Below are 19,984 nucleotides of genomic sequence, written 5' to 3'. Positions count from 1 at the left end.
TGTCGCCGCCGACCCGCGGGAGTATTTAAATATCGACCCCCAAGCGGTGGCAATGACCGCGCCGAACCGGAACGCGTTGTGGGGGCGAGCGCTCGTCGACGAGCTCGTCGCCGCGGGCGTCGACAGCGTCGTCGTCTCGCCGGGCAGCCGCTCCACGCCCCTGACGATGGCCGCCGTCCGCCACGACGACCTCCGCGTCTTCTCCCAGCTGGACGAGCGCTCCGCCGCCTACTTCGCGCTGGGCCGCGCCCGGCGGACGGGGAGCGTCGCGCCGCTGATCTGCACCTCCGGCACCGCCGCCGCCAACTACCACCCGGCCGTGATGGAGGCGAGCGAGGGCCGCGTCCCCCTGCTCGCGCTCACGGCCGACCGCCCGCCGGAGCTCCGCGACTCGGGGGCCAACCAGACCGCCGACCAGGAGAAGCTGTACGGCGACGCCGTCCGCTTCTACAAGGACCTCCCCGAGCCGGCGCCGAACGACCGCGCGCTCCGGTCGCTGCGGACCACCGTGGGTCGGGCCGTGGCGACCGCCGAGGGCGCCGACCCCGGCCCGGTCCACCTCAACGTCCCGTTCGAGAAGCCGCTGGAGCCGACGCGGGTGCCGGGCGACGTGCCCGCGGACCTCGATCCGGTCGCCGAGGCCGGTCGCGACGGCCCCTACGTCGACGTGACGCCCGGGTCGCCCGAGCCGGGCGACGACGGGCTCCGGACGCTCGCGAACGAGCTCGGGGCGACCGACCGCGGGCTGATCGTCGCCGGCCCCGCGGACCCGCCCGGGATCGACGCCGAGTCGGTGACGGCGCTGTCGCACGCGACCGGCTTCCCGATCGTCGCCGACCCGCTCTCGAACGTCCGGTACGGCGGCCACACCCGCGTCGCCCCCGTGATCGGCGCGTACGACGCGTACCTCTCGGCGGACGTCGCGGGCGAGGGCGACGCCGGCGACGGCGAGAGCGACGGCGGCGGGGGCGTGGGCGACGGCCCCGCGACCGGGTGGACCGACCCCGAGGTCGTCCTCCGGCTCGGCGCGTCGCCCACCTCGAAGAACCTCCGGAAGTACCTCGCCGGGACCGGCGCCGACCAGTACCAAGTCGACCCCGCGGGCCGGTGGCGCGAGGCCGAGTTCGCCGCGACCGACCTCGTCGTCGCCGAGCCGAGCCGCCTCTGCGCCCGCCTCTCCCGGCTCGTCGGCGGAGGCGGCGGCGACCCGGACTGGCGCGCGCAGTGGGAGGAGGCCGACCGCGTCGCCCGGGAGATACACGGCCGGGAGCGGGAGGCGACCGGGAGCGAGGGCGGAGACGCGCTCCCCGACTCGTCCGGTCCGGTCGGCTTCCACGAGGGCGACGCGCTCCGCGCGGTCGCCGACGCGCTCCCGGACCCGGCGACGCTGTTCGTCTCGAACTCGATGCCCGTCCGCGACCTCGACCGGTTCGTCGGCCCGACCACGGCGAGCGTCACCGCCCTCGGCAACCGCGGCGTCTCGGGCATCGACGGGATCGTCTCCAGCGCGCTCGGGGCGGGCTCGGCGACGACGGACCACCTCACCCTCGTCGTCGGCGACCTCGCGCTGTACCACGACGCGAACGGTCTGCTCGCGATCGACCGGTGCGACGTCGACGCGACGGTCGTGCTGATCAACAACGACGGCGGCGGGATCTTCCACGCGCTCCCGGTCGAGTCGTTCGAGCCCGAGTTCACGGAGTCGTTCAAGACGCCTCACGGCGTCGAGTTCGAGCCGCTGGCCGACCTCCACGGGCTGGCGTACGCCCGGATCGACGCGCGGCCGGAAGCGGTCGGGGACCCGGTCGACGCCGCCGCGGAGCTCGAAGCGGCGTGCGCGAGAGCGCGGGACGCCGACGGCTCCCACCTGATCGAGGTCCGGACCGACGCCGAGTCGAGCCACCGGACGCGCGAGCGCCTCGCGGCGGCGGTCGAGGCGGCGGTCCACGGCGACGGCCCGGACTGAACTCGGTCGCGGCCGCCCGCCCACGGCCCGGGCGGGCCTCGCGGCGTCGGACCGGTCAGCCGGTCTCCTCCGGGTGGAACTCGTGGACCGGGACGTACCGCGCCACGTCGGTCGTGGTCACGATCCCGACGAGCCCGGCGGTCTCCGGCTCGACCACCGGGAGCTTCTTCACGTTGCGGTCGGCCATCGTCCGGGCCGCCGCCCCGATCGAGTCGGACGGGCTCACCGTGATCACGGGGGAGCTCATCCACTCCTCGACCGTCGTCGTCGTGGGGTCCCGCCCCTCGGCGGCGAGAGCGACGAAGTCGGACTCGGTGAGGATGCCGTCGGGCGGTAGCGACTCGGCGCCCGCTAAGATCGAGCCGATGTCCGACTCGACCAGTCGCCGCGCCGCCGTCGCCGCCGAGGCCCCGGGGTCGATCGTCTCGACCGGTTCGGTCATGACGTTCGCGACGAAGACGTCCGCGAGCGGGTCGTCGGAGTCCATCATCAAAGATCACCTAGGAGGCTCGAACGGTGTTGACTCTTGCGCCGGTGTCCCCCGAGTCGCGGCGATAGCCTCGGGTCGCGTCCGTCGCGGGTCGCGTTCGCCCCGGGCTCTCCGACGACGCTCATAAGTCGCGGCTCCCCGTACGGGAGCGCGTGCAGGTCGTGGGCTACGAGTCGGGCGAAGGGCTCTACGTCGCCAGCGGCGGCGCGGTGGAGTTCGTCGAGGCCGACGCCGGAACGGAACTCGCGTACGGCCTCGACGACCGCCGCTGCGCGGGCACCGTCCACGACGGCGAGCACGTCGCCTGCGACGCCCCGGAGGCCCCCTACTGCGACGCCCACGGGAGCGTCTGGGTGTGCGCGCGGTGCACGGGGACGTGCCTGAAAGACGAGATGGACTGCCACGAGGAGCACGCGCTCTACCTCGCCGCGTTCGCCCCCGACGTGCTGAAGGTCGGCGTGACGCGGCTGTGGCGGCTGGAGACGCGGCTCCGCGAGCAGGGCGCGGACCGGGCCGCCCACGTCCGGACGTTTCCCGACGGGCGCGTCGCTCGACGGGTGGAGGCCGAGCTGGCGGAGGGCGACGACCTCGTCGACCGGGTCCGGGTGCCGACGAAGCTCGCCGGGTTCGGGCGCGCGGTCGACGAGTCGGCGTGGGAGGCGCTCCTCGATCGGTTCGACCCGATCGAGCGCTTCGACTTCGACTACGGGCTCGACCTCGACGAGCGCCCCGTGGCGGAGACGATGGCGGCCGGCACGGTGCGCGGCTGGAAGGGCCGGGTACTCGTGCTCGACCGCGGCGGCTCGACGTACGCGGTCGACGCCCGCGAGCTGGTCGGCCGCGAGCTGGCCGACGAGGTGCCGGACCGCGAACTGCAGTCGAGCCTGGGGGCGTTCGGGGAGTGACGGGCGGGCTCGCGGCGACCCTGTTCGGCGACCCGTTCGCCGCGATGAACACGATCGGCCTGGTCGCGTTCGCGCTTGTCGGCTCGACGAAGGCGATCCGGGAGGAGTTCGACCTGTTCGGCGTCGCGGTCGTCGGGCTGGCGATGGCGTTCGCCGGGGGCGTGACCCGCGATCTCCTCGTGAACCGGGTCCCGCTCGCCCTCCGGTCGCCCGCGGAGATCGCCCTCGGCCTCGTCGGCGTCGGCCTGGCCGTCGCCCTCAGCGTCGCGCTCGCCGACCCCGACACGCACCCGGTCACCCTCGTCGCGGACGCCGTCGGGCTCGCCGCCTTCGCGACGACCGGCGCGATCGTGGCGACCGACGCGGGCGTCTCCGCGTTCGGCGTCGTCGCCATCGCGACGATCAACGCGGTCGGCGGCGGCGCGTTCGCGGACATCCTCCTCGACCGCGCGCCGTTCATCCTCTTCGACGACTTCTACGCGAGCCCCGCGGTGCTCGGCGGGACCGCGTACTGGGCCGTCGGCGCGCTGGGCGCGCTGGGCGGGCTCGCGCCTGGTCGCGGTCGCGTACGGCTGGCGGCTCCCGACCGCCGGGTGGGTCGAACGGTTCGTGGAGCGCGTCACCGGCGAGTGGTGAGCCCCGCCCTCGGAGCGTTCAGCCCTCGAACCCGTTCTCCGCGACGAGGCCCCGCACGCCGACGTACGCGACCGCCGCGATGCCGACGTAGGCGACGACGAGGGCGGTCGTCGCCGCGTCAGCGCTGTCGATCGCGAGCCGCGCGACCGCGTTGGCCGGGCCGCCCGCCATCGCCGTGGCGCCGCCGAACAGGACCAAGACGCCGATCGAGTAGAGGAACTGCGCGGCCCGCCGGTCGGGCGCGAGCGCCGAGACGGCGACGGCGAGCGCGACGACGAGCGTCGTCAGCGCGGTCATCAACGCGAGGATCCGCGGGACGTTGGCGACGGACGTCCCGTTCGCGCGGAGCAGGAGCAGCCACAGCAGCGCCTGTCCGGGGGCGATCGCGACCGCCGCGAGCGCCTTCCCGTCGACGATCTCCCCCAGCGTGACCGGGGCGACCCGGAGCAGCTCCAGCGTCCCCTCGTCGATCTCCTCGGTGATCGAATCGACGGCGAGCGACCCGGAGATGAAGACGGGGAGGAAGACGAGGACGGGGATCAACACCGTGTACGTGAACGTGAAGTACGGGCTGGAGCCGGTCCGGTCCGGCAGGGGGAGCGGCGACTGGCTCAGGGAGGCGGCCCGGTCGGCGCGCTCCTGTCGCTCGTAGGTCCGCAGCAGCGCCCGGAGCTGGACGACGATCACGGTCGTCTCGACCGTCGCGTCCGGCGCCGTGACGCTCGCGACGACCCGCCCGTCGTCGCTCCGGTCCGCGACCACCACCGCGTCGGCGGCGTTGCGCTCGAAGGCGACGCGCGCGGCGGCGGCGTCCTCGTAGCGCGTCACCGAGGCCCCGTCGACCTCGCTCGCGGCGCGTTCGAGGTCGCTCACGGCGTCGCCCGCGCCGGCCACCTCGACCTCCGCGCCGCCGAGCGCGCCGGGGTCGTACATCGAGACGAGCCCGACGACGAGGAACGAGGAGAACGCGGCGATGAACAGCTGGATCGCGATCGCCAGCAGGATCGTCTTCTCGGCGCGCAGGCCCGCGAGCTCCCGGCCCGCGATCGTGAGGCGGCCGCTCCGCCCGGCGGTCGCGTCGCCTCGTTCCGCCCCGTCGCGTTCCGCCCGGTCGGCGTCACCCATGGAGGCTCACCACCCCGAAGTTGTACGCGGCGTGGATAAGCGTCGCCAGCGCCAGCGTCAGCGCGTAGCGCGTCCGGTCCCGGCTCGCCCCGACCGCGGCGACGGTCGTGGCGAGGCCGTGGAGGACGAGGGGCGCGAACAGCAGCGCTGCGAGGACGACCGGCGGGAGCCCCTCCACGCCGGCGACGCTCCCGAACGCGGCCCGGCCGACGTACAGCTCGGTGAGCCCGACCGCCTGCACGACCGCCGTGGCCTTCTCGGCGAGGAAGAAGCCGACCGCGGAGGCGAGCCCGACCGCGACGGCGACCCGGTCGGTCCGGGCGAAGACGCCGCGCTCGAAGCCGGCGTAGAGGTGGACGCTCTTGGCGACCTCCTCGACGAAGGCGATCGTCACGAGGAGCACCGGGATCGAGACCGTCACGGGGAGCGCGAACAGCGTCGCGACCGCCAGCAGCTCCGCGACGAAGACGAAGGGGATCGCGCAGGCGGTGAGGAACGCCACCGAGCCGAGCGCGCGGAGCCGCCGGCGGTCGGCGAGGTCACCGAGTCCGGCGTCCTCGACCGCCGAGAGCCGCACCGCGAGCGCGTCGAGGAGCTTCCGCGCCACCGGCTTCTGGGTGAACATGTCCTCTTCCCGGTAGACGCCGAGCCCGAGCCCGAACAGGAGCGCGGCGCCCAGCGACATCGGCGCGGTCGAAAAGAGCGCCTCGCCGGCCGAGACGGCCTCGCCCTGCAGGTCGAAGACGACGAGCGTCAGCGGCGACACCAGCGCGACGGGCGTCACGTTGGTGAAGACGGCGGGGACGAACGCGTACGTCGTGAGGAGCACGCTGACGCCGACCGTGACGAAGGTGAGCTCCTTGAACGACCGCGCGAACATCGCGCCGACGAACGTGGCCCCGAGGAACGCTAGGGCGACGGGGAGCACGGCGACCACCGAGAGGGCGCCGCCGCCCACGGCGACCGCGATGAGGGTCGTGACGAGGAGCGCGGCCGCGACGTACGGGAGGGTCTTCCCCGCGACGATGTCGACCGGGGAGAGCGGCGTGACGAGCAGGGGCTCCCCCCGCCGGTTCGTGCGCTCGTCGAGCACCGAGGAGCCGTACGCCTGGATGATGAAGTTCATCGGGACGAGGAAGACGAACGCCAGGAGCAGCGAGACGAAGGGGAACGGCGGCGAGATCGACCCCGGCGAGCCGACCGTGTCGGCGCCGAACGTCCCGCCGCCGACCGAGGGGACGGCGAGGCCGCCGCCCCCGCTTCCGGCGTTGCTCGCGGCGTCGTCGGTCGCGGTGTCGCCGGTCGCGGCGTCGGTCCCGTCGCCGTCGCCGCTTCCCGAACCGCCCCCGCTCCCGTCGCCCGAACCGCCATCGTCGCTGTCACCCCCCTCCCCGAGCGTCGGGCCGTCGTCGAGCGCGCTCGTCCGCCCGACGTACCGGAGGGTGACGGTGACCGGGAAGGCGGCGGTCGCGTTCTCCTCGGCCGCCATCAGCCGCTCGTTGTGCGCCTCGACGGCCTCGCGGAACTCGGCGGCCGCGGCCTCGCCCTTCCGCGTGTCGCCGGCGCGGACGGCGACGGTCTCGACGCCGCCGGACCCGCTCCGCCGGTCGAGGACGACGAGGTCCGCCGTGTCGCCGAGCGCGGCGCCGTCGACGGGCACGTGCGTCAGCGCGGGCGCCGCCTCGACCGCGTCCGCGTACGGGGAGTCGCCGTCGACGGCGACGCGGTACACGTCGCGGTCGACGTCGAGCCCGACCGCGCCGACCGCGAGCCCCCCGCCGAGGACGGCGCCGGCGACGAGTACGAGCGCGAGCGCCGCGGCCAGCGTGCGGCGGTCGACCCCGCCGCCGGCGCGGGCGACCTCCCAGCGCGCGACCCGGAGGACCCTCCGGAGCCGGTCGATCACTCGGCCCCCTCCTCGACCCCCTCGATCGCCCCGCTCCCGGCGGCGTACCGCCCGGGCATCGGCCGCCCGACGATGTCGAGGAACACGTCCTCCAGGCTCGGCTCGCGGGTCCGGATGTCGACGACCTCCCCGCCCGCCTCCGCGGCGGCCGCCCGGACGGCCTCGACCGCGTCCATGTCGGGCACGGCGGTTCGGAACCGGTCGCCGACCGCCTCGGTCGCGCCCTCGGGGTCGTCGAGGGTCTCGCCCAGCCGGTCGGTGGCGGCGGGCGCGACGTCGGTGAACACGTGGTACGTCGTCTCGCCGTGTCGCTCGCGGATCCCGTCGACACTCCCGCGGGCGACGATCCGGCCCTCGTTCATCACCACGACGCGGTCGCAGACGGACTCGACGTGGTAGAGGTTGTGCGCGGAGAAGACGACGGTCTTGCCGGCCGCGCGCAGCTCCCGAGTGAACTCCAGCACGGAGTTCGTCGTCACCGGGTCGAGCCCGGAGGCCGGCTCGTCGTACACGAGCACGTCCGGGTCGTTGACGAGCGACCTTGCGATCGCGACCTTGCGTTTCATCCCCTTCGACATGTCGCCGAGCCGGCGCTCGCGGTGGTCCAGTTCGAGCCGGTCGAGCGCGGCCGCGATGCGCTCGTCGGCGACGTCGCTCGGCACGTCGTACAGGTCGGCGAAGAACTCCAGGTACGACAGCGGGGTCATCTCCTCGTATAAGGGCGACTCCTCGGGGAGGAAGCCGAGCCGCCGTCGCATCTCCGGGTCGTCGGAGGGGAAGCCGGCGACCTCGACCTCGCCCTCGGTTGGCTCGACGAGCCCGGCGAGCACCTTCAGCGTCGTCGTCTTCCCGGCGCCGTTCGGGCCGACGATGCCGAACACCTCGCCCTCCGCGACGGAGAAGTCGCTGTCGACGACCGCCGCGAAGTCGCCGTACGCCTTCCGCAGCCCCGCCACCTCGATCATGGATCGCGGTCGGCCGCGGCCCGGGTTAAACCCACCTCCGCGGCTATCAGCCGCGAGAACGGCGGTCGGGGACGCGGGTGTCGCGCCGCTGGCCGGGACGTCGCGCCTCGTGACACACGTGGAGACGGGCCAGCGTCCCGCGGGGGTCGGTCGGGTCGCGTCACCGGGACACGGCCCCACGGCCGCCGGTAGCCTTACGGCGCCCCTGCGAGAACCCCGTCGCATGACCGACCGAGGGGACGCGACCGACCGTCAGCGCCGCCCCGCCGACGGCGACGCCCCCGACGCGGGCGACGCGGCCGACGGGGGGTCGGCCGTCGCTCCCCCCGACGCGGGGGCCCCGGAGCCCGCCGTCGACCCCGCGGTCGCGGGGACGACTCGCGAGGAGCTCCAGCGGACGTTCGACTACCAGGTCGAGCGGCTCCGCGAGATCGACAACAAGGCGATCGAGATCCTGAAGGCGAACCTGCTGCTCATCGGGATCGTCGTCACCGGCGGCTCCATCGTCGTCCAGACGACGGTCGACCTGGCCGTCTTCCTGAACCCCTTCACCGTCGTCGGCGGGCTCCTCCTGCTCGCGTCGACCGGACTGGCCGCCGTCACCTACACCGCCTCCGACCTCCGCGGCGGGCTGTCGATAGACGCCGTCGACGCCGTGGTCGCCCGCGAGCGCTCCGGCGTGGAACCGGGGCCGGACGGTCCCGGAGGGGACGCCGGGTTCGACGAGCGGCTCCTCCGGAGCTACGCCGAGTGGATCGACTACAACGCCCGCGTCACCGCGGTCAACGACCTGTTGGCGACGGTGACGGTCCTCCTGATCTTCGTCGCCTTCGTCTACGTCATCGCCGGCGTCGCGGTCGGGGCGGCGGGCCTCTCCCCGGTCGAATCCTGGGTCTCGTTCGCCGTGCTCACGGCGTTGTCCGTCGTGTTCACGTGGGTCTCCGCGCACATGGACCACCTCGGGCCGGAGACGACGCACCCGGCGGCGTCGTTCGTCGGAATCCCGCTCTCGAAGGGCGGCGACAGGCGACAGGCGTGGTCGTCGCTGCGGGCCATGCTCGGCCGAGCGCCGACGGAAGCGGAGGAGCTCGGCGTCCCGGAGACGGACTCGGAGGTCGGGGAGAGGGGCTCGGAGGTCGGGGAGCGTCGCGAGACGGACCGCCCGGAGCGGTGAGGAGCGAGACGGCGGAGAACGGGACGACGGGAGACAGGGCGGGACGAGGAGTGCGGACGGCGAACCGACCGGTACCCGCGTCGGGGAAATCGGGAAACCGCGGGGTGCGACGGGGTTACTCCTCCTCTTCTTCCTCTTCCTCGACGGGACCTCGGCCCCGTCGCCAGACTCCCTTCGCCGAGGTGTCGTGCGGTGCCGTGTGCGAGACGTCTTTCATGGTGTCGCGGTCGTCGGCCATCTTGACGCTCGATAGCGCGGATCCCCGTATTAACCCTTCGTGGAAAGAGATAATGAGACCTGATACCATTTAAGGAATTAATATGCGTCGGCTTAACTGCGACGGGAGCGTTTAACGAACCGTGAATTACCGGTCTCGTTCGGGCGAGGAATCGGACGAACGTTTCGATTCCGACGGGGCCGTCGACGTCGGCGGGCGTTCCGGTTCGGACCGGTGCGGCGGCGGCTCGGCGTCGACGGTCGTCCGCGAGGGGGCGACGCTCGCCGTGGGTCGCGACGTCGGGGTCGGGCCGGCGGTCGCCGCCGAGGCGCTCCGCGACACCCGCGCCTGGCCCGACTGGGGGCCGGCGATCGAGGCGGTCGAGAGCGACGACCGGTACGTGACTCGGGGGACGACCGGGCGGGTCCGGGTCGGCGGCACGTGGCTCCCGTTTCGCGTGACCGCGTGCAACGGCCGACGCTGGGACTGGCGGGTCGCGGGGGTGCCGGCGACGGGTCACCGCGTCGACGGCTACGCCGGGGAGTCGGGCCGGAGTCGCGTCGTCATCGAGGTGCCGGTTGTCGCGGCGTGGTACGTCCCCCTCTGCCGGCGCGCGCTCGATCGGTTCGCGACGCTCGTGGAGTCCTGACTGGGCCGTTCGGTCTCGTGTCCCCGCTCAGTTCTCGTACCCCTCCGCGAACGGGTCGATCTCCGCGCTGCCGGGGTCCTCCTCGTCGCGGGCGAACCCCGGCCCCTCGGTCGCCAGCTCGAAGACGAGCCCGTCGGGGTCGCTGAAGTAGATGCTCTTGAAGTAGGTGCGGTCCTTCACCTCGGAGACCCGAACCCCCTGCTCGCGGAGGTGCGCCTGCCACTCGCGGAGCGTCTCCTCGTCTTCGACGCCGAACGCGAAGTGGTGGCTCGCGCCCGGGCCGGGCGCGCCCTGCGAGTTCGGGTACTCGAAGTAGGTGACGTTCGTCCCCGGCTCCCCCTCCGGCGTGGAGGAGAAGTAGTAGTGGGGCGTCCCCGGGTCGTCGTAGTTCTGGGTCCGCTTGACCGTGTACCAGCCGAGCGCGTCCTCGTAGAACGCGACCGTCTCGTCCATGTCGGTGCAGATGTTCGTCACGTGGTGCAGTCCGGTGGTGGGCGGGGCGTCGGTCATGGTCGTGTGTCGGGTGGTCGCGGAGTCAGTTAGTGGTACTGGCGGGTCGAAAGAACGGTCAGAAGGCGTCGCGTCCGGTTAGAACGGTCGCGTTCGATCAGAACGGTCGCGTTCGGTTCGGAACGGTCGCATCCGGTCAGAACAGGCCGAGGCCGAGCGCGTAGGGCCACGCGGTGCCGCCGACGGCGAGCAGCGCGACCGCGGCGCCGGCGCCGTAGACGTTCTTCAGGAAGCTCGTCATCTCGCTCTGCTTCTCCTCGGGGTCGTCGATCGACCAGAAGTCGTGCATCGTCACGGCGGAGACGAGCAGGAAGGCGGCGAGCGCGCCGGCCGCGACCACGGGGAACGCGCCGACCACGATCCCGAGCCCGCCGAGCACCAGGACGAGCCCGGAGGCGACCACGGAGAAGCGCGGCGCCGGCAGCCCCTTGAACTCGGCGTAGCCGGCCATCGTGTCGAGGTCCATGAAGTGGTTCAGGCCCATGAACGCGAGCGTGGCGCCGAACAGGATCCGACCGATCAGGAACAGTTCGCCCGCGAGGGGGGCGTCGAGCTGCAGCGGTAGCGTCGTGAATTCAGCTAACATCGTGTAACTACGTATACGGACGTAACCTATTTATCGCTTCCCGGACAAAAGGGTAAGTAGGTAACACCGATGTCATCGCAGGAACTCGCCGGCTCCGACCCGGCGGAAACGACCGATACGGAGGCTGAGACGGACACGTCCTCGGCCCCGGCCTCCGCGTGTCCCGTCGTCGACTCGCTCGAACAGATCGGCTCGCGCTGGCGGCTCGTCGTCCTCCACGAGCTGTTGAACGGCGAGTCGCGCTTCAACGAGCTCAAGCGCGAGACGGACGCGAACGCCCGCACGCTCTCGCGCGTGCTCGACGACCTCCAGGAGACGGGGTTCGTCGACCGGCGGCTGGAGGAGGAGTCGCCGGTGGCGACGTACTACAGCCTCACTCCAAAGGGGGAGTCGCTCGCGCCCGTCTTCGAGGAGATCGACGAGTGGGCGCACGAGTGGCTCGCCGAATGTAGCGGATAGTAGGAGCTCAGTTGCGGGAACGTCGGTTGTTTGTAACTGAGAGTCGATTCTGTGACCCTCTGTTCATGAACGGTCGGAATCGCGGTGAACACCTCTAAAATCACAGCCGCTCGGCTATACGTGACTGGTGCTGGATCGACGCTGACCACTTCCAAAGCCCCAGCCGTGAGGCGGGCACACGCTCGCTGCGCTCCTCAGTCGCTCGTTTTACTCGCTCCCTGCGGTGCTTACGTTCCCTGCGCCCGCCTCACGGCTGCCCCTTTGAGTCCCGTCCCGGACAGCACCGCAGCCTCACGCCTCCCCAGCCTCGTCGGTGGTCCTCCGCTTCGCTCCGGACCACCGACTCCCTCGCGCGTGCGGTTCACGGCCTGTCGGCCGCTCACCGGCACGCGCCGCCGCACCGCCTCCCATGCATCAGAGCCGACGCGGCCGTTCGTTCCTGTACAGTGGCTCTGTTGAAATCCTCAGTAGGTGATATGTTTTCGGAGCCGTGCTGAATAGAGGGCGCGTGTCGGGCACCCGAAAAATGAGGTGCCGGCTATTGCTCCGTATCAATAAAGTATGTGCGGTGTAGCCTCAATACTCGCCAAAGTATACAAAAACCGATTGTAATAACCCTGAGCGTACATACCCGACACGAGTCCTACTACAAGTGATACACTACTCCGACGAGAGGGCCTGTTTACTCTCGAAGGAGATGGGTAGTTCCAATTCGACCGTCGTTCCACCGTGTGTGTTTTCGGCTACGGACACTGCTCCTCCGATACGTCGGGTGAGCCACTGCATCGTCCACAGTCCGATGCCTGTGCTGTGAGCCGTTGGTGTCTCTTGAGCATTTTCTAACGAGCGCTTCTCTAACTCGGGGATTCCAGGTCCGTCGTCTTTGATGCTGACAACAACCCGGTCCGATCTTGACGACGGCGCGGTCACTGAGATGCTCAGCTCCGGTGCCTCACAGTGTTGGAGTGCGTTCTCAATAGGCATCTGAAGGATCACGCGAAGCACCTCTCGGTCACCGGTCACCGTCACGTCGTCGCCGGTAACGTTGATTTCGGCCTCGGGAAACTCTTCGCCGTACTCGGTGACCAAGGCACCGATGACCGAGCTGAGTTCGACATTATCCACAGTGCCGATACGGTCAATTGCGTCGTCAAAAGCACGCACCTTCTCGGATAGCTCCGTGAGGTCTACCGAGGTAGTCCTGATCATGTCAACACCCGTCTCAGCCCGTTCTACAGACGACTGTTGTAGGTCAGCCAATAAATTCTCCAACAGGCGAACCTCGGACTGGAGATCCCGACCTTCTTTTGATGTCTTCTCGATCGAGTCCAGTAGTTCCTGTCGTTCTGTTTTTATTTCTTCCGGGACATTGAGTTTCTCCAGCTCGTCCTTCACCAGATCAGCATGCCCGAGTATGACATTCGCACGGTTCCTGATATTATGCCGTAATACCCGATTCATCACGCTGAGTCGCTGCTCACGTTCCTTATCAACCGTGATGTCTCGGAGGATACCGCGGACTTTCTCTGTTCCCTCTTCTTCGACACGCTCTCCAGCCACACGGACCCAGCGTTCGTACCCGTCAGCTGTCCGCCGTCGGGCCTCAATCTCGAACGGAGAGCCTTCCTCCCGACAAGCGGTGATCGCGTCACGTATGTCTTGACGGTCATCAGGGTGATACAGTGTGATGACCTCCTCTAGTGGGAGGGGATAGTCGTCATCTCCGTGTAGTTGGCTCATGCCGGCCGTTCCCCTGAGGATGTCTGTGTTGAGATCAAGCTCCCAACCGCCGATGTCCGCCAGTTCCTCGCTTCTAACCAGCCATTCCAGTCGCTCTTCGCGAGACTTCACGTGAGTGATGTCGTCGAGTCCGACCACGACACACTCAACGTCACCCTCCTCGTCCAACACCGGAGCAGAGTGGCTTGAGAGCCACTTTTTTGTCCCATCCGGCAATTCGATCCAATGTTCTAAGCCGAGAACTGGCTCTCCAGTCTGTAGGACTTTCGTCACTGGGTGCTCGTCGGAAGCAATCGGTGTGCCGTCGTCATAGGTTATATTCCACTCTTGATCTTTGTACGTCCGATCGGTGATTTCTTCTCGTTCTAGATTAAGAATATTTTCGGCACGCCTATTCGCCCGTGATATGTTCCCAGACGGTTCTACGACAACGATACCAATGGGAGCGACCTCGAAGACCCGGCTGAGTAGATCACGAGCACGCTGTCTGTTCATTTGCTGGGTAGTGTCCTCGATCGTCAACAACGCAAAGCGAGGCTCTCCGTCACCGACTGGACTCACCGTCCCCTCTACTTGTCTCGTTTTTCCCTCGACGCCGATCTGAATGTCGGCCGGCCGTGTCTCTCCACAGTCGAATACCTCTTCGATGGTGGTACGGAGATGCTCAAGCTGAGAGGACCGAAGCGCGTTCCACAGCGTCTTGCTTGTCAGCTCTTCGCCGCCATCGTCGAGTAACTCGTGATCGCTGTCGTTCCGGAGTTCCTCAACGACAAGACCGTCCGAGTCGATCAAAAGCGCAACCTCGGCTGTGGCGTCAAGAAGGCTCTGGAGAACCAGTCTGGTTGGCGGGGTCTCACTCATGATTTGTCTCGCATCTCAGGTCTCAAAACAACGACTTGCCCAAGCAGACTAAAGTTTTGGCTCTGTTGAAATCCCACTCTTCAGATGTATTCTCGACTGAAACAGCTGACCGGTGAAGAGTGCGTATTGATCGTCGAGGATTCTGCCAACTCAGAGGAGTGTCTGGATAGTCGTGCGAGGTACAGGGCGCTTATCTCCTACACGCTGCGCTCAGTAGTTGAGGTCGCACTTCTCAATCATGGGTCGGGAATTATACATAACCTTACACGAACTCTCCTTGTTCAGACATCTCGAACTCAAACCGTGCTCCACCATCGGTTCCATTAGCTACAGACAGCTCCCAGCCGTGGGCTTCCACGATTCGTTTTACGATAGTTAACCCGAAACCAGTACCACCCTGTGCCGACGAGTGTCCCGGTTCGAGCACCTCGTCACGCTTTTCGACTGGAATTCCTGGTCCATTGTCTTCGACGTAGATCCCAAGTTCGTTGTGACAGCCGACACGAACGGTCACGTCGGATCCACCGTGTTCAACAGCGTTTCGGAACAGGTTCTCGAACACGTGGCGTAACCGGTCAGGGTCTGCTTGAAAGGTCATTTCGTCGACAATCTCAATAGTTGCCTCGCCTGTGTCTACTGTCGCCCAGCATTTCCCGACAAGGTTAGTCAAACTGACCGACTCCGTTTCGCTTATTATATCGCCTTGGCGAGCAAGCGTCAACGTATCCTCGACGATCGCCTCCATCCGGTCAAGCGCCTGTAGTAGTGGATCAAGATGCTCGCTTTCTCCCTGCTCAGCAAGGAGTGCAGCGCGACCCTGTGCGACGTTGAGCGGACTGCGCAAATCGTGGGAGATAACACTCGCAAACTCTCCGAGCCGCTCGTTCTGCTGACGTAGTTGTCGCTCACGTTCGACGCGTTCAGTCACGTTCCGAGTGACCCCAACGAGGCGAGTTATCTCACCATCGGAGACTACCGGCGCAAGTTTTGTCTGCCAGAATCGTGCTCCTTCGCTGACCCGGAGTTCCTCCTGATACGAGATTGGTTCGCCGGCCTTGACACAGCGGTGATAGTTCGCCGCTAACTCAGCGCCCTGTTCTTCACCGAACACGGCCTGTGGTGTCTGGCCCTGTACTTCCTCGGTAGTAATCCCAGTCTGGCGCTCATAGGAGGGGCTGAGGCGCTCAAACTCGAATCGGACACCATCCCCATCTTCCTCAACATTCATCAGAAAGATGGCGTCCTCCACGCTGTTCAAAACGGCTTCGTACTCTTCGGCAAGCTCTCGCGCTTCGCGTTCGTGCTCTTTTCGCTCAGTAATGTCTCGACTGCTAAGCAGAATCCCATCGATGATATCGTCGTCAACTCGATTCCGCATTGTGGCCTCAATCCAGCGCCACGAGCCGTCGGCGTGGCGGAATCGGACTTCAACAGTCTCGGATTCGGAAGGGTTTGAGAGAACAGCCTCCAGCGCGTCGGCGTTTCGCTCCCGATCCTCGGGATGGACGAATTCGAATCCCTCGTGGCCAACCAATTCGCCGGGATCGTAGCCGAGAATCCGTGTGATGGCCGGACTAACGTAGGTTATTGTCCCGTCAGTATCGACGACTGTCACGAGATCATTTACCTCCTCAACGAGCGTCCGATACCACTCTGGCTTGTGATTATTATTCTCTCGGTGGGTTGTATCGTTATCCATCGATTATAATGAGTCCAGTACACGTGTAAGCATATTAAAATCGTGCACCATCTCCGGTTGAAGCACCACTTTTTGTTCTATATATGGGGGTGGTGGCCAAGATCTTGCTGAGTATACCCTCTGTATTCAGCAGCTGGTTCCTATCAGCATCTGAGGATTTCAACAGAGCCTGTACAGTGTATTCGAGGAGAGGGCCCTCGACGGCGAAACGCACAGTACCCTCCGACCCGTACGAGCAGGCGTGTACGCCGGACTGAAGAACACCCCCTGTTGCCTCTGCGGTCGCGACGAGACCCACACCCGGATCGCGGTGCCGCCGCGGGCGCTCGGGCTGATGGAGAACGGCGACCCCATCTCGTGGCGCGACGTCGTCGGGACGGTGACCCTTCGCTTCTGCGCCGACGACTGGGACCTCGTGAGCGACCTCGCCATCGAGATGGACACCCATCCGCTCTCGCGGTGTAACGCGGCGCACGTCTCGCTCGACCTCCGCGAGGACCACGAGGCGCTGCTGTCGGCGGTGAAGGGCGAGACCGACCAGACGGAGCTGGAGTCCAGGCTCGCCGCGGAGGCCGAGGCGACGCTCGACGCCGTCGACGACCCCTACACCGAGGAGCGCGACGTGGTCGAGGCGATCGTCGTGCTGCGCGCCCTGGAGGAGCTCGGCGTCCGCGACCCGCCGAACGACCCGGTCGCGCCGTAGCCGCGCGGAGCGGTCGCCTGGGGTCGAGCTACCACCGCACCTCGAACCCGTCCAGTCCCTCGGGCGGCTCGTACGTCGCGTCGACCTCGTCGACGTCGGCCGCTTTGCTCCCCGTCTCGCACCACGCGACCATCTCGCGGACCGCGTCCTCCGGCCCCTCGAAGACGGCCTCGACGCGCCCGTCGTCGAGGTTGCGCACCCAGCCGTCGACCCCCTTCTCGCGGGCGGTGTCGCGGGTCGTCGCCCGGTAGTAGACGCCCTGCACGCGCCCCGAGACGTACACGTGTGCTCGCGTGCGGTCGGTCATCGCGAGAGCGTGCGCCCGCCGCCGGCTTAAACGCGGCGCCGAGGGATCGCCCGTTTCAACCGAAGGCCGGCGGCCGCCGATCGGGAAGAGACCGACGACGGTCCGCAACCGACGACTTCTAACGAACGGCCGCCGACACGCCGGGTATGGACCTGTTCGGAACCGCGGGGATCCGCGGGAGCGCGACGGAGCGGGTCACCCCCGAGCTCGCGCTCGCGGTGGGACGCGCCGTCGCGGCGGAGATACGAGCGGACGCCGAGAGCGACGGAGACGGGTCGGACGCGGACGACGCGCATCCCGCCGAGATCGTGCTCGCCCGCGACGGCCGCGTCACCGGCCCCGCGCTCGCGGCTGCGACCGAGTCCGGGCTCGCGTCGGGCGGGGTGCGAGTGCTGCGCGCCGGGCAGTTGCCGACGCCGGCGCTCGCGCACGCCTCGCGGGGGCGCTACGGCGTCATGCTCACCGCCTCGCACAACCCCCCGACCGACAACGGGGTCAAGCTGTTCCGGGACGGCAGCGAGTTCGACCGCGAGGCCGAGCGCGCCGTCGAGGAGCGCGTGGCGGGCGAGGCGCCGCCGGCGGCGTGGGACGCGTGGACCGAGTCCGAGCGCGTCGAGCCGCTCGGCGGCTACCTCGCCGACGTCGTCGCGTACGCCGAGCGGTTCGGCGCCCCGCTCGACGGGCTCCGGGTCGCGGTCGACTGCGGGAACGGGATGGCCGCCCCCGCGACGCCGACCGTGCTCCGCGAGCTCGGCGCCGACGTCGTCACGCTCAACGGGAACGTCGACGGCCACTTCCCCGGCCGCGGGAGCAAGCCGACCCCGGAGACGCTCCGCGACCTCCGGGCGTTCGTCGCCGACGCGAACGAGGGCGTCGCGGAGCCGGGGCGTCCGGACGCGGGCGGCGAGGGCGACGCCGGAGGCGACGGCGACGCCGAGGCCGAGGGGTTCGCCTTCGGGATCGGTCACGACGGCGACGCCGACCGGATCGTGGTCGTCGACGCCGACGGCGAGGTGGTCCACGAGGACACCGTCCTCGCGCTGCTCGCGGAGCGGTACACGCGCGCGAGCGACGCCGCCGACCCCGTGGTCGTCACGACGCCGAACGCCTCGGGCCGGATCGACGAGCGCGTCCGCGAGGCGGGCGGGCGCGTCGAGCGCGTGCGGCTCGGCGCGCTCCACGAGGGCATCGCCGCGGTCCGGGCGGACGCCGACGACGCCGGCGCCCTCGGCGAGGCGGGCGCGGTCGGGGAGGCGGGCGCCGCCGGCGAGGTGGGAACCGACACCCGCGTCGTCTTCGCCGCCGAGCCGTGGAAGCACGTCCACGTCGCTCACGGCGAGTGGATCGACGGGGTCGCGTCGGCGGCCGTGATCGCCCGGCTCGTCGCCGACGAGGGGCTCGACGGGCTCCGCGAGCCGATCACCGAGCGGCCGTACCGCAAGGTCAGCGTCGACTGCCCCGACGACGCGAAGGCCGGGGCGATGGAGCGGCTGGAGACCGCGCTCCCGGCGGCCTTCCCCGACGCGACCGCGAGCACCGAGCACGGGGTCCGGCTGGAGTTCCCGGACGCGTCGTGGGCGCTCGTCCGCCCCTCGGGCACGGAGCCGTACGTCAGGGTGTACGCCGAGAGCGACGCGGTCGACGAGCTGATCGCGGACGTCGAGGCGGCCGTCGAGGAGGCGGTGGCCGCGGCCGGCGACGCGTAGCCGACCGATCATTCCCGACATACCGCTCCCGTCGGCCATCCGACATACCGCTCCCGTCGGCCCCCGGAGACCACGGACGTGAACACGTTCGGGTCAAACCCGGGCGAGCGGGCGGCGTTCCCGCCGAAGCGCTCCGGGAACGTCCGATACCGCGTCGTCGAGAGCGACGAATTTATGACGTGTTCGCGCGCCAATACAGGTGACATGGTATCCGATCTCGATCGGCGGCGGTTCGTCAAGGCGGCAAGCGCAGCAGGCCTCGTCGGGCTCGCCGGCTGTAGCGGCGGCCCGAGCGGCGACGGGTCGGACGGCTCGGACGGCTCCGACGGCTCAGACGGCTCGGACGGCTCCGACGGCGACGACTCGGGCGACGGGTCCGACGGAGGCGACGAGCCGGCGGCGAACGTCGGGATGGTGTACGCGACCGGCGGCCTCGGCGACGGGTCGTTCAACGACCAGGCCCAGCAGGGGGCCCTCGCGGCGGAGGAAGAGCTCGACATCTCGTTCCAGGAGGCACAGCCCGACGAGGTGGCCCAGTTCAGTAACTTCCAGCAGCAGTTCGCGGAGTCGAGCGACCCGGACTACGACCTGGTGTGCTGTATCGGCTTCCTGCAGGCCGACTCGCTGTCGGAGACCGCGGAGTCGTACCCCGACCAGAACTTCATGATCGTCGACTCGGTGGTCCAGGCCGACAACGTCGCGAGCTACACGTTCCGGGAGCACGAGGGGTCGTACCTCGCGGGCCTGATGGCGAGCCTGCTCACCACCCGCGACTTCTCGGCGGGCGCGGGCTCGACCGCGGGCGACTCCACGAACGTCGGCTTCGTCGGCGGCGTCGAGTCCGACCTGATCCAGAAGTTCCAGGCCGGCTTCGAGGCCGGCGTCGCCGCCGGCAGCGACGACGTCGACGTCAGCGTCAACTACACCGGCAGCTTCAACGACCCCGCGGCGGGCCGCGAGGCGGCGACCGCGATGTACAACAGCGGTTCCGACATCGTCTACCACGCGGCGGGGAACACGGGCACCGGCGTCTTCCAGGCGGCACAGGAGCAGGACGGATTCGCGATCGGCGTCGACCGCGACCAGTCGATCACGCGCCCCGACTACGCCGACGTGATCCTCGGGAGCATGGTCAAGCGGGTCGACACGGCCGTCTACAACGCGATCGAGGCGACCGTCGAGAGCGAGTTCCCCGGCGGCTCGAACGTCGCGCTCGGGCTCGACAACGAGGGCGTCGCGCTCGTCTACGGCGACCAGCTCGGCTCCGAGATCCCGCAGGACGTCAGGGACGAGGTCTCGACCGCGCGCGAAGACATCGTCGCCGGGGACGTTTCCGTTCCTTCGTCGCCCTCGAACGTCTGACGGAGCGGGCGCTCGCTC

Annotated in this window: 18 protein-coding genes and 1 pseudogene; 9 read left to right on the top strand and 10 right to left on the bottom strand. The window is 69.0% G+C overall.

The features are described 5' to 3' along the window. Window positions 1-52: 52 nt before the first annotated feature. Window positions 53-1,966 (top strand): 2-succinyl-5-enolpyruvyl-6-hydroxy-3-cyclohexene-1-carboxylic-acid synthase, encoded by a 1,914-nt coding sequence (menD, locus tag NO900_RS09540; RefSeq protein WP_256408993.1) that lies wholly within the window; start codon window positions 53-55, stop codon window positions 1,964-1,966. A gap of 55 nt (window positions 1,967-2,021) precedes the next feature. Here menD and NO900_RS09535 read toward each other — a convergent pair whose 3' ends face one another. After that, window positions 2,022-2,456: a CBS domain-containing protein gene (locus NO900_RS09535; protein WP_256408992.1), complete on the bottom strand. Its 435-nt coding sequence runs from the start codon at window positions 2,454-2,456 to the stop codon at window positions 2,022-2,024. Window positions 2,457-2,608: 152 nt separating this feature from the next. Here NO900_RS09535 and NO900_RS09530 point away from each other — a divergent pair, with 152 nt between their 5' ends. After that, window positions 2,609-3,361, top strand: a complete 753-nt coding sequence (locus NO900_RS09530; RefSeq protein ID WP_256408991.1) for a DUF2797 domain-containing protein — start codon at window positions 2,609-2,611, stop codon at window positions 3,359-3,361. Continuing rightward, window positions 3,358-3,997, top strand: a pseudogene (locus NO900_RS09525) (trimeric intracellular cation channel family protein). Before NO900_RS09530 ends, NO900_RS09525 begins: the two are co-directional and overlap by 4 nt. Before the next feature lie 18 nt (window positions 3,998-4,015). On the opposite strand, the gene NO900_RS09520 reads toward NO900_RS09525, so the two are convergent. The 3 genes from NO900_RS09520 to NO900_RS09510 are packed head-to-tail and all read right to left on the bottom strand — an operon-like array spanning window position 4,016 to window position 7,993. After that, window positions 4,016-5,122 (bottom strand): ABC transporter permease, encoded by a 1,107-nt coding sequence (locus tag NO900_RS09520; RefSeq protein WP_256408990.1) that lies wholly within the window; start codon window positions 5,120-5,122, stop codon window positions 4,016-4,018. Next, window positions 5,115-7,028: an ABC transporter permease family protein gene (locus tag NO900_RS09515; RefSeq protein WP_256408989.1), complete on the bottom strand. Its 1,914-nt coding sequence runs from the start codon at window positions 7,026-7,028 to the stop codon at window positions 5,115-5,117. The genes NO900_RS09520 and NO900_RS09515 overlap by 8 nt, the downstream gene beginning before the upstream one ends. Beyond that, window positions 7,025-7,993: an ABC transporter ATP-binding protein gene (locus NO900_RS09510; RefSeq protein WP_256408988.1), complete on the bottom strand. Its 969-nt coding sequence runs from the start codon at window positions 7,991-7,993 to the stop codon at window positions 7,025-7,027. The genes NO900_RS09515 and NO900_RS09510 overlap by 4 nt, the downstream gene beginning before the upstream one ends. Before the next feature lie 223 nt (window positions 7,994-8,216). Here NO900_RS09510 and NO900_RS09505 point away from each other — a divergent pair, with 223 nt between their 5' ends. After that, entirely contained in the window at window positions 8,217-9,167 is a 951-nt protein-coding gene (locus tag NO900_RS09505; protein ID WP_256408987.1) for a hypothetical protein, read from the top strand. Between the two features lie 115 nt (window positions 9,168-9,282). Here the strand turns inward: NO900_RS09505 and NO900_RS09500 are convergent, their stop codons facing one another. Continuing rightward, complete coding sequence (locus NO900_RS09500; protein WP_256408986.1) at window positions 9,283-9,405, bottom strand: DUF7989 family protein; 123 nt, start codon at window positions 9,403-9,405, stop codon at window positions 9,283-9,285. 121 nt (window positions 9,406-9,526) lie between these two features. Here NO900_RS09500 and NO900_RS09495 point away from each other — a divergent pair, with 121 nt between their 5' ends. Further along, complete coding sequence (locus NO900_RS09495; RefSeq protein ID WP_256408985.1) at window positions 9,527-10,033, top strand: hypothetical protein; 507 nt, start codon at window positions 9,527-9,529, stop codon at window positions 10,031-10,033. 27 nt (window positions 10,034-10,060) lie between these two features. On the opposite strand, the gene NO900_RS09490 is transcribed toward NO900_RS09495, so the two are convergent. Together NO900_RS09490 and NO900_RS09485 are read right to left on the bottom strand one after the other, a co-directional pair. After that, complete coding sequence (locus tag NO900_RS09490) at window positions 10,061-10,543, bottom strand: VOC family protein (RefSeq protein ID WP_256408984.1); 483 nt, start codon at window positions 10,541-10,543, stop codon at window positions 10,061-10,063. 136 nt (window positions 10,544-10,679) lie between these two features. Beyond that, the gene (locus NO900_RS09485; RefSeq protein WP_256408983.1) at window positions 10,680-11,129 is read right to left on the bottom strand and encodes a DoxX family membrane protein; all 450 of its coding nucleotides are present in this window, start codon (window positions 11,127-11,129) and stop codon (window positions 10,680-10,682) included. A gap of 69 nt (window positions 11,130-11,198) precedes the next feature. On the opposite strand from NO900_RS09485, the gene NO900_RS09480 reads away from it, so the two are divergent. Then, window positions 11,199-11,588, top strand: a complete 390-nt coding sequence (locus tag NO900_RS09480; protein WP_256408982.1) for a winged helix-turn-helix transcriptional regulator — start codon at window positions 11,199-11,201, stop codon at window positions 11,586-11,588. Window positions 11,589-12,248: 660 nt separating this feature from the next. On the opposite strand, the gene NO900_RS09475 is transcribed toward NO900_RS09480, so the two are convergent. Further along, entirely contained in the window at window positions 12,249-14,189 is a 1,941-nt protein-coding gene (locus NO900_RS09475) for a sensor histidine kinase (RefSeq protein ID WP_256408981.1), read from the bottom strand. Between the two features lie 262 nt (window positions 14,190-14,451). Beyond that, the gene (locus NO900_RS09470) at window positions 14,452-15,888 is read right to left on the bottom strand and encodes a PAS domain S-box protein (RefSeq protein WP_256408980.1); all 1,437 of its coding nucleotides are present in this window, start codon (window positions 15,886-15,888) and stop codon (window positions 14,452-14,454) included. A gap of 241 nt (window positions 15,889-16,129) precedes the next feature. Here NO900_RS09470 and NO900_RS09465 point away from each other — a divergent pair, with 241 nt between their 5' ends. Then, window positions 16,130-16,591, top strand: coding sequence for a DUF7960 family protein (locus NO900_RS09465; protein ID WP_256408979.1), 462 nt, complete (start codon window positions 16,130-16,132; stop codon window positions 16,589-16,591). Between the two features lie 28 nt (window positions 16,592-16,619). On the opposite strand, the gene NO900_RS09460 is transcribed toward NO900_RS09465, so the two are convergent. Beyond that, window positions 16,620-16,898 carry an acylphosphatase gene (locus NO900_RS09460; RefSeq protein ID WP_256408978.1) on the bottom strand — a complete coding sequence of 93 codons (279 nt, stop codon included), beginning with the start codon at window positions 16,896-16,898 and terminating at the stop codon, window positions 16,620-16,622. Between the two features lie 146 nt (window positions 16,899-17,044). Between NO900_RS09460 and NO900_RS09455 the strand changes: the two genes are divergently transcribed. Then, on the top strand, window positions 17,045-18,604 hold the full coding sequence (locus NO900_RS09455; RefSeq protein WP_256408977.1) for a phosphohexomutase domain-containing protein: 1,560 nt from the start codon (window positions 17,045-17,047) through the stop codon (window positions 18,602-18,604). 204 nt (window positions 18,605-18,808) lie between these two features. Beyond that, window positions 18,809-19,966: a BMP family lipoprotein gene (locus NO900_RS09450; protein WP_256408976.1), complete on the top strand. Its 1,158-nt coding sequence runs from the start codon at window positions 18,809-18,811 to the stop codon at window positions 19,964-19,966. Window positions 19,967-19,984: the final 18 nt, after the last annotated feature.

This window comes from Halorubrum rutilum, assembly GCF_024494565.1.
The sequence above is the reverse complement of the archived record's forward strand: the minus strand, read 5'-3'. Positions and strand labels throughout refer to the sequence as shown.